Annotated in this window: 17 protein-coding genes; 14 read left to right on the top strand and 3 right to left on the bottom strand. The window is 67.6% G+C overall.

The features are described from left to right. Positions 1–406 (bottom strand): IS110 family transposase (locus ACZ32T_RS35415; protein WP_467371513.1); only part of this gene is annotated, 406 nt, incomplete at its 3' end. A 264-nt stretch (positions 407–670) separates the two neighbouring features. On the opposite strand from ACZ32T_RS35415, the gene ACZ32T_RS35420 reads away from it, so the two are divergent. The 7 genes from ACZ32T_RS35420 (at position 671) to ACZ32T_RS35450 (ending at position 6,135) form a co-directional block, all read left to right on the top strand. Then, the gene (locus tag ACZ32T_RS35420) at positions 671–955 is read left to right on the top strand and encodes a hypothetical protein (RefSeq protein WP_467371515.1); all 285 of its coding nucleotides are present in this window, start codon (positions 671–673) and stop codon (positions 953–955) included. A 51-nt stretch (positions 956–1,006) separates the two neighbouring features. Next, positions 1,007–1,249 (top strand): hypothetical protein, encoded by a 243-nt coding sequence (locus ACZ32T_RS35425; RefSeq protein ID WP_467371519.1) that lies wholly within the window; start codon positions 1,007–1,009, stop codon positions 1,247–1,249. After that, the gene (locus ACZ32T_RS35430; protein WP_467371521.1) at positions 1,246–1,536 is read left to right on the top strand and encodes a hypothetical protein; all 291 of its coding nucleotides are present in this window, start codon (positions 1,246–1,248) and stop codon (positions 1,534–1,536) included. Before ACZ32T_RS35425 ends, ACZ32T_RS35430 begins: the two co-directional genes overlap by 4 nt. Before the next feature lie 269 nt (positions 1,537–1,805). Next, positions 1,806–1,982 carry a hypothetical protein gene (locus tag ACZ32T_RS35435; protein WP_467371523.1) on the top strand — a complete coding sequence of 59 codons (177 nt, stop codon included), beginning with the start codon at positions 1,806–1,808 and terminating at the stop codon, positions 1,980–1,982. Positions 1,983–2,247: 265 nt separating this feature from the next. Continuing rightward, positions 2,248–3,018: a hypothetical protein gene (locus ACZ32T_RS35440; RefSeq protein WP_467371525.1), complete on the top strand. Its 771-nt coding sequence runs from the start codon at positions 2,248–2,250 to the stop codon at positions 3,016–3,018. Further along, entirely contained in the window at positions 2,967–3,641 is a 675-nt protein-coding gene (locus ACZ32T_RS35445) for a hypothetical protein (protein WP_467371527.1), read from the top strand. Before ACZ32T_RS35440 ends, ACZ32T_RS35445 begins: the two co-directional genes overlap by 52 nt. A 484-nt stretch (positions 3,642–4,125) precedes the next feature. Continuing rightward, entirely contained in the window at positions 4,126–6,135 is a 2,010-nt protein-coding gene (locus tag ACZ32T_RS35450) for a hypothetical protein (RefSeq protein WP_467371529.1), read from the top strand. Between the two features lie 74 nt (positions 6,136–6,209). On the opposite strand, the gene ACZ32T_RS35455 is transcribed toward ACZ32T_RS35450, so the two are convergent. Then, a complete protein-coding gene (locus ACZ32T_RS35455) occupies positions 6,210–7,163 on the bottom strand; it encodes an SMI1/KNR4 family protein (protein ID WP_467371531.1) in 954 nt (317 codons plus the stop codon). A 373-nt stretch (positions 7,164–7,536) separates the two neighbouring features. Continuing rightward, entirely contained in the window at positions 7,537–8,022 is a 486-nt protein-coding gene (locus ACZ32T_RS35460; RefSeq protein ID WP_467371533.1) for an NUDIX domain-containing protein, read from the bottom strand. Positions 8,023–8,388: 366 nt separating this feature from the next. Between ACZ32T_RS35460 and ACZ32T_RS35465 the strand changes: the two genes are divergently transcribed. From ACZ32T_RS35465 to ACZ32T_RS35495, 7 genes are all read left to right on the top strand, one after another. After that, entirely contained in the window at positions 8,389–8,718 is a 330-nt protein-coding gene (locus tag ACZ32T_RS35465; protein WP_467371535.1) for a hypothetical protein, read from the top strand. After that, a complete protein-coding gene (locus ACZ32T_RS35470; RefSeq protein ID WP_467371537.1) occupies positions 8,715–9,323 on the top strand; it encodes a DUF6292 family protein in 609 nt (202 codons plus the stop codon). Before ACZ32T_RS35465 ends, ACZ32T_RS35470 begins: the two co-directional genes overlap by 4 nt. A 90-nt stretch (positions 9,324–9,413) precedes the next feature. Beyond that, positions 9,414–9,989: a hypothetical protein gene (locus ACZ32T_RS35475; protein ID WP_467371539.1), complete on the top strand. Its 576-nt coding sequence runs from the start codon at positions 9,414–9,416 to the stop codon at positions 9,987–9,989. 287 nt (positions 9,990–10,276) lie between these two features. Then, on the top strand, positions 10,277–11,530 hold the full coding sequence (locus tag ACZ32T_RS35480) for a hypothetical protein (protein WP_467371541.1): 1,254 nt from the start codon (positions 10,277–10,279) through the stop codon (positions 11,528–11,530). 176 nt (positions 11,531–11,706) lie between these two features. After that, positions 11,707–12,420 (top strand): DUF4145 domain-containing protein, encoded by a 714-nt coding sequence (locus ACZ32T_RS35485; protein ID WP_467371543.1) that lies wholly within the window; start codon positions 11,707–11,709, stop codon positions 12,418–12,420. Positions 12,421–12,718: 298 nt separating this feature from the next. After that, the gene (locus tag ACZ32T_RS35490; protein ID WP_467371545.1) at positions 12,719–13,213 is read left to right on the top strand and encodes a hypothetical protein; all 495 of its coding nucleotides are present in this window, start codon (positions 12,719–12,721) and stop codon (positions 13,211–13,213) included. Between the two features lie 11 nt (positions 13,214–13,224). Further along, a complete protein-coding gene (locus ACZ32T_RS35495) occupies positions 13,225–13,533 on the top strand; it encodes a hypothetical protein (protein ID WP_467371547.1) in 309 nt (102 codons plus the stop codon). Positions 13,534–13,689: the final 156 nt, after the last annotated feature.

Below are 13,689 nucleotides of genomic sequence, written 5' to 3' on the forward strand. Positions count from 1 at the left end.
CCAGCTCGGCGATGGTCTCGTCCTCGAGGTCGACCGAGCGGAGGGTGTGGGGCATGACGCGGGCTGCGTCCGCGATGACGAAGGCGTCGCGGGCGTCGGTCTTGGCCTCGCCGGGATAGAGGTCCGCGATCCGTCGCATCGTCAGGCCGGGCAGATAGGCGACCGGGCAGCCCATGTCCCGGGCCACCGCCAGTGGCAGAGCCCCGATCGAGGCTGGCTGATCGACTACCACCAGCACGGTTCCGTGTCTGGCCTGCAGCTTGCCGAAGACCTCGCGGAGCCTGGGCTCGCTGTTGGGCAGCCGTTTGTCGAAGGCCTTCTTCCCCGCAGGCGTGACGGCGGTGGCGTGGTGTTCGCCCTTGCCGACATCCAGGCCGAGGAAGGCACCGATCTCGCTGGTGTCGATCACGTTCGTCCTCCGGTCGTCCCCACCCGGCCGTCCCACGGCACCGATCGCCACATCCACATTACGAAGAGCCTCCCGACCTGCGAAGAAGCCGGTGGTCATGCCCCTAATCAGCGGTCTGTCGATGCCTCCGGAGCCGGTGACACCACCCCCCAAGACATGCGATCGACAGGGGGAGACAGTCATGCCAACTCCGGAGGCCGGGCGCCCCGTTGCGGGGCACCAAAACGGTAATGGGGGAGGCCTGGCTGCAATCCGGGAGCTGTGGCCCACTACTGGTACAAGCGCGGTTCCTCGGCCCGGGGTGTGGGGTGGGTGTATGCCTCGCGGGAGGGTGTGCGCTCCGGTACCGCCCGCTGGCTGGTCAAGAAGCCCGGGGGGACGTGGAAGACCGGCGGCGGCTGGAAGCGCGCGGGGCGGGTGGGTGGCACGTTCGTGGAGACGTCCTGGGGGAGGGACGGGCACACGGGCCCGGTGTACCCGCGCGGTACCCGGATCTGCGTGCAGTTCAAGGGCTTGTCCACGAAGGCGTGCGTCTCGCTGAAGTAGATCGGGGTGTCTGATTGGCGCAGGAATTCGAACGTGCGATCTAATTGGTGGATGGAGCGCTTCCCCTTCCCCGACGACCTCGTACACGCCCAGCAGGAATGGCACGACACCTACCGTGCACTCGCCCTCCCGCGCCCGCGCCGTGCCACCGAGCTCCGCCGCCGGCTGCTCGCCCTGTCCGTCCGGATCCACTGGCATCCCTTCTGGTCCACCCCGCCCGGCCGCACACCCGCGGCCCGGGTGGACCTCCGGCAGCGGACCGGGGGCGGCCGACGGACGGAGGGTGCGGCGTGATGCGTGAACTGGAGATCAAGAAAGCCCAGGAGCGGGAGCGGCGGGAGCGGGCCCGGGCGGAGATGTTGTGGAAGATCCAGCCGCAGCGCTCCTCGTCGGTGGCACTGCTCCACCGGGGCGGCTGCGCCACCTATCCGGATCAGGTGGGGCTGATCTCCCGGGAGGACGCCATGGTGACCCTGGCCAACCGGACATCGAGCCGTGCCAGGTGTGCCGACCGGACACGGACTGCAAGGCTGAACCGCCAGTCCGCGTCCGTTTTTTCTGCTTTGTGCGCTTCGGGATGAGCGATTACCGGCCAACCTCACTTGTTTCTGGTTGCAGCGGCGGGTAAAACCGCAGGTCACGTCTGTAGGGAAGCCTATAGAAGTCGACAATTGCCAAGGAACATTGCCTGATGCCAACCATGTTGAGGGATTGGCTGGCGGGTGCTACTGACAGCGTCAGGCCTGGGATCGGGGCCGTAATGTCGGTGCAAGACGACGGAGGCCGCCTGGCAGGGCGGCCTCCGGTGAACGTCCGAAACCCAATCTCAATTCAAGGTAAGGACTCCCCTATGGAACCACGACTCTGGCACGCCTTCCCTATCCGGTGGGCGCTTCCTCGCATGGCCGACCTCGCGGTCGCGAGCACCGCCTACTACCTGCTGTGCCAGCAGCCGGAGGTGCCGAAGGTCATCGCCCTCGCCACCGCCGTCATCATGACCCGCTGTTTCCGATTCGAACGCGCCTGAACGAGCACGACGCGAAGGGGGACCGCTGACGGCGGGCCCCCTTCGCATGCGGCTGCCGCCGCCGTGCTAACTAGGGCCGGTCAGACGTGCCGTATGGGTGCGCGGGACAGGTCCAGGTCCCCGGAGTACGGCCCGAACCCCCGGGTGCCGGTGGCAGCCCTGCCACCGGCACCCGGTACCGCCGTTTCCGTACCGAAGGTGGCCGACGGGCTGCCGTGCGAAAAACCCGAACTCCCGTTGTCTGGGGGGAACTAAGCTCATTTCTGTGACTACGAGATGGCGGCGATTTGCGGATCGCCTCGCAGGTAAGACCGACCCTGAAGTCCTCTTCACCGGGCTCCCCGATCACCTCCAGGTGCCGGTGAGGCGGTGGATCGGGGCCGCCGCATCCGAATTCGACGCGACGGAGGAAGTCTGTCTCCGCCTGCGCCTGCCAGCCGAAGTCCTTAACAGCTCCGATCCCGCCCGGTCACTGATAAACGCGGACGAATCCGGCAACGACATGTTGTTTCTCGAGATGGCGGATGTGCTGCTCGACATCCTTTCCAAGGTGGGCTACCACCGAGGTCCCCAGCGTCTCAGGGAAGCGTACGACCTGCGGTCGCAGCTGGACGGCGTGCTGACAATGGGAGGGTCGGCGTACACCATCACCCCGGACGGGGACGGGTTGTGTCTGCGGGTCGAGGAGACTCTGCGCCGAACCCTGGATGAGGCGGTCCAAGCTGCGGAAGCGCTCCAGCATGATGCGGGTGCTCACCTTCGGGAAGCTCTCGTCGCCGCGTACGGCATCAAGCCGAACCCGAGCGTCGCGTACTCCCAGGCAGTGAAGGCGGTGGAGGCGGTAGCGAATCCGATCTTCCTGCCGAAATCGCGTGGTGGAAGGCGAGCGCGATCCTCACCTCCGGTGTCGCCGTCGACATCATCACCTCCCTCCTTGAGTACGCCCGTGCCGCGGCTGCCGCGATCCGGGTCCGGGTCGTCGCCGTGGTCGATGTCGCCCTGGCGGCCGTCGACGTCGCCGAGACCGTGTTCGTGATGAACGACGGCGGCCGCTTCCACCGCCGGCACCTGCTCGCCGAAGCCCGACGCCACCTCGCCCTCGTCCTGCGCGGCCGCCGCCGTGAGCCGGGCCTGGACGAGGAGAGCGTGGCCGCCGCCATCTCCACCTACTGCCTGGACATCAGCGAGCCGAAGACCGTGCGCGGCCTGGAGGCTGGCTACCGCCTCTACACCGCCCGGTGGGCCCTGTCCGACCTCGCCGCCCGGCGCCGCACGCCAGCCGTGCCCGAGCCGGACCGGCGACCCCCGGCCGATCCCGGCGAGCTGGCTGCGCCCCGGCCCCCGGGCCAGGACGCGGGGGAGTGGGAAGTGCCCCGCATCCCGTTGCAGTACGAGCGAGCTGTCCTGGCCGGTGCGGTGGTGCGGGAGAAGCTGCGCGCCACCGTCGTGCGGAGCCGGGGGGACGACGTCATCGCACATCAGCAGGCGGCGATGCCCGAGCAACTGCTCGCGCCCGCGGCCGCCGACCCCGAGAACGACGACCAGGAGCCGGAGGCCGGGGCCCGGGAGGCGATCGACTTCAAGGAGCTGCGGGCCCTGAAGGCATCGCGTACGGACGTGAGGTCCTGGACTTCACCGCCGAGCAGCTGCGCCGCGTGACGGAGGTCTTCACGAAGGCCGTCGACGGAGCCGCCGCCAGGACGAAGAAGTACACCGACCCACAGGACGCTCCCGCACCGCACCCGGTGCGCGAGGACGATCAGCGGGTGCACCGCCAAAGCTGGTCGATTGCGGTTGCGGAGCATTCCAGGCGCCCAGGTCGAGTTCGACATGGGCGACGACGGACTCACGAGCCTCGACCACTCTCCGGGCGGCGAGCATTACCTGGGTGGCAACTGCCGCCGAATGCAAAGCCAGCACATAGCCGCACGTCCCCGGTGCTCTCATGACCCATGGCTTGAATGAGTTCCCTCCCGGCCAAACCATGTTTCTGACCACGTTGCTCTGCGTGTGGGCGTGATTGGGTTCGCGGACTGTCGTGTACAACTCACACACTGACGAGGGGATTCACGAAGTGAGACTCTTACGCGCGTCGGCGTGGCGGCATATTGCCGCTGGTGCCGTACTGGCACTGCTGGCGGGGGTGGGCACCGCAGCAGCGGCCCCCACGCCGCCTACGCCCGGCCTGCGGGCTTCCCCGGCCGAGGTGGCAGCAGCCGGACCGCAGGACCTCGCGGCCATTGCAGCGGCGGCGCGGCCAGTGTCGGGTAAGACCCCGTCGGCCGGCCCCAAGTTCTCCAAGTCGGGCGCCGTCTGGCGGGTGATCACTCCGCGGGCAGTGCTGCGCAACACCGTGACAGACGCGGACGGCGGCACCGCGAACCTGACGTTCCAGGTGTACACCACGAACGCGGACGGTACCCCGAAGGCCCAGGTCGACCTCGACGGGTCGGGCCAGTATGGGGTGCTGGTGTCGCCGTTTGTGGCCTCGGGCGGAACAGCAAAGGTGACGGTGCCCTACGGCATATTGAAGCCCGGTGTGCTGTACAAATTCCGGACCTCCGCCTACGACGGCAGTCTGTACGAGACGAACTGGTCGCCGTGGGCGGACTTCCGTATCGATCCGTACGTGAAGTTCCCCGCGGCTCAGGCGTCGTCGACGATCGATCCGACCGTGCAGGAGATCGACGAGATCACCCGGACGGATCCGGGCCCGGCTCTGCCGACGTTCGACGCGAGCGGTGCGGTGAAGCGGGAGGCCACGCAAGGGCGTACCTGCGGCAAGCAGGACGCCGAGGGGCGCAAGCTCTGCGTCGAGCTGTCTCCTCCTACCGCGGAGTCCAAGGCGCGGGCACAGAAGCGCGCCATGGCGCTGCGCGAGGCTGAGGAGACGAGGGCCCGTAAGGCGGGTAAGTCTCCCGCTGCGGCGGCTGCGGCTGCGGCTGCCGCACCTGCTGTGGAGTTGGTCGACTGGTGCTATGACAAGCCGGTGGGCAAGGACTATATGACCCGCGGCGAGGCGTGCCTGAAGAGCATCGGGTCAGGAACGCTGGTGTTCGTCGATGTAGACGATGCGCAGATCGGCTTCGCCGAGTTCGACTTCGAGCAGCGGATCAAGGCGTACCCGAACAAGGGTGCGTCCGGGTCGGACTTCGCGGAGTTCGATCAGCAGATCGCCATCGTGCCAGTCTCAATCGACCAGGCGCTGGAAGGCGTCACGATGAGGTGGAATACCGCGTCGACATGCTCCTCGTGTGTGACGTCGAGCACTCGGTGGGCCGACAACCAGAACAACTCCGCAGGCGACAAGGCCTACTGGGACGCGGACGACTCGAGCCAGTACAGCGGCCGGTGGGGCACGATCCAGACAACGTGGTCCGGCACGGGCAAGGAGACCATTGACCTGGGCTGGTCGGTGATCGCGACCGTGGACGCCAGTAGTACGGCGACCGCGACGGCGAACTTCGGAACCTCCGGGATCGAAGGGGTACGGGAGCTTGCACCGCGCTGTGACGACATCGTCGGGGGCTCGGCGCCGGGCTGTGTGCTGCCCTTCTTCAAGACGAACTGGACGGTGGACACCAACCTGTACCCGGCCGCAGGGGCGTACTACTGGTACATGCAGCAAGTGATGCCCGATCACGCAGGCTCCATGCGGTGGGACTCGCTGATGCACTACCTGGGCCCGGACACTCCGTTGAAGAACAGCAACGGCGGTACGTGGACGTCGGAGAACAGCCGTAACCGCGTATGTGACAACACCTGGAGCGTGCACCCGTCCGATGCGTCGGTGGGGTCGGTCGACTGCGACGAATTCGCGATGGCCTCGACGCACGAGTCCGGTGGCTATCCAAAGAGCGTGAACCTGGTGACATCAGGCAGTCAGTGCGCGCAGTTGTTCGCCGACAAGCTGGGCGACGGCTCGGCGAACTTCGGCATCCTCGCGGACACCCGCACGGCGACGAACGGGCCGAGCGGCACGGAGCGGTGCGGGCGCGCGGCGATCCCGAGTGTGCAAAACCAACGGGCGTTCAGCGGGTTCCCGGCTCCGTCGTGGCGGATGCTGGACGGTGACGGGTTCTTCGTGACCCTTCCGGGGTTCGAGCACTGCACGTCAGCTACGACTACCTGCGCGTGGCAAAAGATTGGCTGACGTAGCCTGAGCGCCAGCATTCGGAAGCCGGAAGGGGGCCAGCCCGCCAGGCTGGCCCCCCTCCTCGTGTGGGGTCAGCCGGTCCAGGGCTGCCACCGGTTTTCCTGCGCGGGGTCGATACTGCTGAGCCATACCAGCGTCCCGCCGATGAGGCCGGGCTTGTCCCGCGTGGCCAGGGCCGGGGCTTCAAGCATGTCGGCAGCCTCTTCCAGGTAGGTGACCAACGTGTCGAGTACGTCACCGGGGCCTTCGTTGTAGCGGGACCACCGGCCCAGGTAGCCGGTCGCGGTGTCCAGGTACAGGCCCGAGGTGCTGTCGGCCGGGCTTACGGCCACCACCGGAATCCGGGTTGCCGCCCACACGGTGATCCGCTCGTCCTCGGGGCGGTCGGTGTTCAAGGTGTCCTCGTGGGCCTGGGCGTCCATCTTCAGCCGATAGGCGGCGGCCACGGCGTCCAGGGTCATCAGGGCCCTGTTGCCCGGAAGGCATCCCCAGCCATTGGCCCCGTTGTCGCCCGAGGTCAGCAGCCACAGGACGTGCAGCTCGACGGGTATCCGGATGTTGAGGTCGCCCGCCAGGGCTGCGATGGCGGCGGGGCCGGCGCCGGGGCGGAGGGCAGCGTAGGAGTCGGGGGCGTTGGCCTGGAGCCAGCCGGTGATGCGCCGCCAGGCGTCGGCGACCTCCCGTACGGTGATCGCGGCGGCAGCAGGATCGGCCTGCTGGTCCCGCCCTCGGTCTTGCGCCTGCTCCTGGTCACGGGCTGCAGCGGAAAGCTCGGTGGAGGGAGCCGCTCCTAGAAACCGGATCTCGATCCGGTCCGGCTCGCGGACGTAGCCGACGGACAGGTCCGGGCAATCCTCGAACATGGCGCCGGCAACCGTTACGTTCAGGATGCCGGGCAGATTTGAGGGTCGGCCCATGTCTGGGTCGTCGGCCAGCTGGCCGGCCAGGACTTTCAGCGCGTAGGGAACGCCTGCCCCTAACCGAGCGGCGATGTCGCGTACGTCCGGCTGAATCTCGACCTTCACAGCCTGCTGCTCCTTGCTCGTCGGACGGAGGACGGTGCCTCACCTACAGTAAGACGTCCGCGCTCACAGGCGGGTGGTGCGGACGTCCTGCCGTGCGGGGCGGGTCAGGCGGTTGTGGGTCTAGGTACGGTCACCGCATGACTGGGGAGACCGCACACAAGGCGCCGTGCGCGCAGGGCGGTCAACGCAAAACTGCCAGCGCCGAACTGCCAGGGCGGAGCGGACCACCGCTGACTGAGTTCGAGCTCTCGGTCGGTGAGAGGAAGATCCTCCAGTTCAAAAGGAAACCTCAGAGCTGAGGTTCCGGTGTTCGGCGAGGGGCAGTGGCCGCACAGGACGGAGCGCCCCCGGCCGATCACCGGAAGCCGTTTGCCTATACCGGCAGCCCGTACTCCAGGTAGACCGTCAGTCCCTGCTCGCGGGCCCGCACGCACGCCTCCACCCGCAGAGCGAGCCGCTCGACCAAACGCTCCCGAATCCGGTCGACCGCGACGAACTCCATTGCCCCGAGTTCCTCCGCCTGCAAACAAACCCCCGCAAGCCGATTCTTGCCGAGTACTCCGCCGTCGAACACGTAGACCAGACCCTCGCTGCGCCCCGGCCGCGGACCGCGCCAGTCCACACCGAGGAGCCGGCCCGGGTTCCACTCCAGCCCGAGCTCCGCCTTGACCTCCCGCACCGCACCGGCGCGAGGGGACTCGTCCCGCTCCACGGCACCGCCGGGAATCTCCCACAAAGGCTTGTAGACCGGGTCCACCAGGAGCACACGCCCCTGCGGATCGAAAAACAGAACACCTGCGGCGACCCGCTTCCGCGGCAACGTCCGCTCATACTCTTCCGGGCCCAATTGCACGTCCATGCACGGACCCAAACACACCGTCCGGGAGCGTCGGCGAGTCCTTCGCGACCAGAGGCAGAACTGTTGCAAACCGCTGAGAAGCCGAACGGGTCTTGGTGGCGAGGGGCCCGCTGTTCGGCCGGGACGCGAAGTGGCCGGTGCTCTCAGTCCGCCGTAGCGGGTAGCACGGGCACCGGCCGACCCAAGCGCACAACCCATCAGGATCACGCCCTCGTCCAGGCAGCGTACCCGTACGCTGAAGCCTGACAAAGACACCAGTACCGATTTCTGGACGGTCAGCTGAGGAGCCCCCGTGATCAGGGCAGGCCGCCGCCATCTCGTACGTACCCTGGCGGATCCTGCCGCGCAGAAAGGCGTCAGCTTGCAGTGCTACCTGAAGCTGAAGCCGTACGCGGCACCCGGGTCCCGGCGCCGGTCAGTTCGGCCGGCGCCCGTACGCGCCTGTACGACGGCGAGCAGGTCGACGCCTACCTCCTGGGCAAGCCCGTCCCGGATCTCCCGGACCAGGACGACGCCGACCTCCTGGACCGCCAAGAGCGCGCGGCCGAACTCGGTATCTCCCCACGTACGTGGGACGGCTACAAGAGGGCCCCGCTCCCGGCCGAGCACGTGACCGAGGTGGGCGGAGTGGAGCACTGGCCCCGCAGCATCGTGCGCCAGTACCAGGCCCAGCCGGCCAGGAAAGGCCACCGGTGACCGGACGCCCGAAGAACACCAGAGACCAGGCCCCCCGCAACCAGCTCCCCGCCCTCACCGCCGATCTCCTGGACACCGACCCCACCATCAGCGCCGCCGCAGTCACCGCGGCGCTGGAAGTCCACCGCGACACCGCACAGGACGCCCTGCTGCACCTGCGCGCCGACAGCATGGCCGACCTCATGCAAACCGACCCGCCCCTGACACCCGATCAAGCCGCGGTAACCCTCGGCTACCCCGCCGCCCAAGTCCGCCGCGCCACCATCCGCGCCGGAGCCGTGCTGCGCGCCCGCCGCGTGGCCCCGTACCTGGCCGACGTCGCCCAGGCCCTCCACCGCCAGGGCTGGACCACCACGGCCAGTGCGCCCACCGTTCACCATCCCGCCGCCGACGACGTCGTCACCGCCGTGCTCGTCCTGGACGGCGACACCCCGCCGGCCCCTGTACTCGTGTGGGACGAGCGGCACGGATGGCGCACCGCCACCTCCCGCCGGCACCCCCTCACCAAGGGTGCAGCCCGCCCGCCCGAAGGCAACGGCATCCGCTGCCTCACCACCGGCACCACACCCCGGCCAGACGCCCTGATCGCCGCTCTCACCCACTAATCTGAGGCCGTCTCGGGTGGTGGCGAATGGAGCAGAGCTGCAAGCTTCCCCAGGTGCCTTTTTTGGACCGGGTTGTCTTGAGAGCATCGCGTGAACGATCATCAAGCGGTGAACTTGGACTACTGGGTGGTGCTCGCGGACACGGAGCGGGAACAGTGGGGATACGTGCCTCGCCAGACTCTTGGGCCGCTGAGTTTCGGCACCAATCGCCATGAGGTCGTCCAGGCGATGGCGGAACATGGATTTTCAGCTGCGGAGAGCGAGATCGAGCGCTGGAACCCTCAGCGTGCCCAGTGGCGGGTCGAGTTCCGCAGGGCTGAATCGGACGCTCGACCCGCGGTGAAGTGCTACTTCGTCGAAGGCGTGGGCTTGACGTGCGTGCTCGTTGATGGGCTGTGTGGCCCCCAAGTCATCTTTCAAGGGCTGCGCCTGGTAGGCCGTGTGCCGTCTGAGCTGGACGCGGAGATGCAGGCTCATGCGCTGGAGCGGGGCATGGGCATTTGCTTCTGCCTCGGGGGCGACCTCAACTTGCATGGCTTCGAGTTCGATCGAGGCGCACAGCGCGCGGGCGATGCGGTCGTGAGCTGGGCGTCGTTCTTCAACACGGCGGGAATCGCGGGCACCTCTTGGGACATTACTCCGGCTGAGGTCTGGCACCACGGATAGGCCCCCTGGCTCGTACTCACCACGGTGATGCCGACCGCACCCCTGCCGGGCCGGTGAGGGCCGTGTTGAGGCGTGGTCGCCCACCACTGGTTCGGCCCGCCACGGTGAGGGTGATGACCCAAGAAAGCGGCTCCCCCAGAACGGCGGCCTCTCCACCACCCTGGATTTCTAGCCTGCGGCTCCCTCCAGCTACTCCCTGCGGGTGACGCCATGTCAGTCCCACTCCCTACCGTCCGAACCGTGACATCCGCGCCTGATGGCGCCCGACGAAACGGCGGTGACCGGTCATGTCCCTGGTCGATGGGCTGCGTAGCCCTCACACCCCTCTGCGCCGGTTTCTGGATCGCGAACTGTCCGCAGGTCCGAAGCCGCTGCGTGACAACTACCGCGCTCAACACCGCGCTGACCAGGTCCTGCTCCCGCCGCCAGGCGTCGCCACCGAGGCCGGCACCGTGGGCACGGCGATCGACCAACGGCTGCGCCTGGCCTTCACCGCAGCCGCGCCCGTCGACGACGCCTCCCTGATCGGAATCGATCTGTCCGGCGGGATCGGCGGCCGCGGCGCCGGCCTTCGGATGCGCGCCACCGGAAACGAACTCACGGTGCGCCTGGCAGAGACGGTGCGCCGCTTGGACCTCGACAACAGGAACCAGCCGATCGACCACGGCCAAGACGAGGAGGAGGGCCTGGCCCGCATGCTCATCGCCGCGGCCTGGTACCAGGTCCTCGCCCGTTCCCCGGTCGGCTTCGCCTTCACCCCGCTGGCCAAGGCCGCCCTCGAGGACCCCGGCGCATTCACCCTCACACGGCTGCTGGAACTCCCACACCGCGACCTGGTCGCCGACGTCACCAACCAGCTCCACGCTGCCGCCCACAGCCCCCTGGACGCTCTGCGCGCCCGCACCAGACCAGAGGACTGCACCGGTGGGCCGACGTTCGCCGGCGCCCAGATCACCGCCGACGCCGACCTCGTCATCGACGGCCTGCTCCTCGACTTCAAAAGCACCCGCCACCCGCTGAAGGAGATGTCACAGCGCACGGCCTGGCAACTGACCGGCTACCTGCTCCTTGACGCCGCCGACCAGTACCGGATCGACACGGTCGGCCTCTACCTGACCCGCTCCGGCATCCTCACCTCCTGGCCCGTCGAGGACTTCCTCGCCCTGCTGGGCGCCTGCCGCCGCGACCTCACCGAGCTGCGCGACGTCTTCCGGAAACTCCTCGCCGGATGCCAGGGCCAGGCAGACGCCCGGTACTTCGCCACGGACAAGGAGACCGAACGCGTCCGGCAGTTGCTGGAGCGCCTGGCGCCCGTCGCCGGGCCCAGCTGCTGCCCGGTATGCACCCAGCCACTACCCGAAGCCACCCGCCGGCCCCGAAAGTTCTGCACCGCCTGGTGCCGCGACCGGGACCAGATCCTCCACCGCCGCGGGCTCATGCCCAGCGGCCTCCACCCACCACTCCCTGCCCCTCGCAGGCAGCGCCTGGACCTCCCCGACGACGCGGAGCTTGTGAGCCTCACAATCCGAACGCCCAGTTAGGCGGCCCCGCAGCCGACGACATCGGCGTACGCGTCCCGGCGCGCGACTTTACCTCAGACCTCTGACAGGTGATCTTGACCGCCTGATAGGTGAGTTTGACCGCGCCGCTCAGAGCATGGTGGACCGCGACAGGAAAATGTCTGCCGGATGCCTCGACGGTCCGCTATTCATGGACCATGACCAGCCTCACCGTTAACCAACACGGCCTCGTCCCCCCGGGTCTATGCCCGAACTGTCATCTCCACAGCGGCTTTGCGGTCCCCGAGCATGGCTTCAGCTCTTACATCTGGCCGCATCCTCAGTTTGAGCACCCGTCTGTCGAGCACCAGATCAAATTTGGGATGCGCACCTGGCTGCGTCAGATTCCCGCCATCTGCCACCACTGCCGCAAGACCACGGTCCTACATCAGCTGATCCGCTTCCACGAAGACGGGGAGACCGGCGAGGTGCTCCGGGTGATGCAGGTCTGGCCGGAGCGGCAGTCGCGCGAGTTGCATGTCTCCGCCCCGAACGCGATGCGTGAGCTGTTCGCGGAGGGCGCGCGAGCGGAGGCCGCTGAGGCATACAGGGCGGCAGGGGCAATGTATCGAGCCGCCGTCGAGGAACTCTGCAAGAACCTCGGCGCCGAAGGCAATGGCCTCTTCAACAAGATCAACGATCTGGCTAACCGGGGCGTCACCCGCGAGATCGTGGATGACCTCCACGAGGCCCGATTGCTTGGCAACTGGAGCCTGCACGACGGCTTGGAGTTCTCCGCCGAGGAGGTTGCCGACGTCGCCAACCTGATTGTCGAGGCTGTCCACATCCTCTACGTACAGTCCGAGGAACGACGAGCGATGCGCGAGGCTCGCAAGGCGCGGCGCGACGCCTTCGCTGCCGGGAACCCGTAGCCGAGCCGGCCAGATACCGAGAGCCAAGATCTCTTGGCAAACGGTCAAGAACGCTTGTCAAAAGACAACCTCGACACAGGGAGCTGCGCCAGCAGTCGGGGTGCCGGTATGAACGCTGTCACCAGCCGCAACCGGCAGTGTTCTTGCGGAGCTGCGTGTGGGTGAGCACGGGACTGGGCGGCTGCGGTGAGTGCGGTGAATGAGGTGGAAGAACCGCAGCAGACAACCGCCGGACATCCTTGGAATCCTTGGGTTACCAAGCCTTGTGGGGAAGTTCCGGGATCGCTAACCTGACGGCATGACAGAAACTGCGCAGTCCACTACCCTCTGCTACTGCGGATGCCGGACCACGATCGGATACGGCCGCGCCTTCGCCGCTGGTCACGACAAGATCGCCGAAGCGGCCTACATGGTCGTCCACCACAACGGGTCCGTCGCAGAACTCCTCATCAGCCAGGGCTACGGGCCCGACAACCCCGTCACCGACGCCGCCGTCGCAACCGGCAAGTGGAAGAAGTGCGAGCACTGCGACTACAAGGGCGCCCCCGAGAGCATCCGCAACCACATGGCCAAGGTCCAGAAGGCCGAGACCAACCAGCGAGAATCACTGGAGAAGTCCCTCCGCGCCCTCGGCGGCACGTGGGACCCGAGCCGCGGTATGCAGACCCTGCGGGATGCCGGATACCACCCCTCCGAGAAGTACATCCGCGAGGTGTACCGTCGATTGGCCGACGAGGGACTGCTGGAGAAGATCGACGAGCACCGGGCCATCTACTTCGTCACCGAGCAGTGAGGACCACGACCATGAGCGACGGCCTGAGCCCTGAGGTCAACACCTACCCGCCCGAACTGCTGAACGCCATCGGCGACCTCCTCGCCACCGCGCACCGCCAACAGATCGGCGTTGCTTTCGAACCAGACGGCGACGGGTGGCGCCTCCACTACCTCGTCAATGACTGGCCGGCTGTCGAAGAGTACGAGCTCTCAGCGGGCCCACTCTCCGATGCCTACGACCTTCAGGTCGCAGCGTCTGCAGCCCTGCGCCCACTGGTCAAGATGGGCCACTCCGTGGCACAGCACTTCAACCGGCCGCAGAGCATCGACAAGGCTTGACCCGCACAGCGCGACGCCCCGGCCAGGATCAGTGGCCGGGGCGTCGCGGTGTCAGCCTATGCGGATTCCTCCGCAACGAGCGCAGAAGCCCGCCTGAACGCATCCGAACCGTCGGCCGGCCCGGCACCCGCCACGGCAAAGGCAGCTGGCGAGGTC

The organism is Streptomyces sp. NPDC023573, assembly GCF_055559735.1.

Excerpts from the sequence above, each read along its gene's own strand:
- ACZ32T_RS35490 (WP_467371545.1), top strand. The coding sequence starts at position 12,719 with ATGACAGAAACTGCGCAGTCCACTACCCTCTGCTACTGCGGATGCCGG.
- ACZ32T_RS35435 (WP_467371523.1), top strand. The coding sequence starts at position 1,806 with ATGGAACCACGACTCTGGCACGCCTTCCCTATCCGGTGGGCGCTTCCT.
- ACZ32T_RS35485 (WP_467371543.1), top strand. The coding sequence starts at position 11,707 with ATGACCAGCCTCACCGTTAACCAACACGGCCTCGTCCCCCCGGGTCTA.
- ACZ32T_RS35480 (WP_467371541.1), top strand. The coding sequence starts at position 10,277 with ATGTCCCTGGTCGATGGGCTGCGTAGCCCTCACACCCCTCTGCGCCGG.
- ACZ32T_RS35495 (WP_467371547.1), top strand. The coding sequence starts at position 13,225 with ATGAGCGACGGCCTGAGCCCTGAGGTCAACACCTACCCGCCCGAACTG.
- ACZ32T_RS35460 (WP_467371533.1), bottom strand. The coding sequence starts at position 8,022 with ATGGACGTGCAATTGGGCCCGGAAGAGTATGAGCGGACGTTGCCGCGG.
- ACZ32T_RS35425 (WP_467371519.1), top strand. The coding sequence starts at position 1,007 with ATGGAGCGCTTCCCCTTCCCCGACGACCTCGTACACGCCCAGCAGGAA.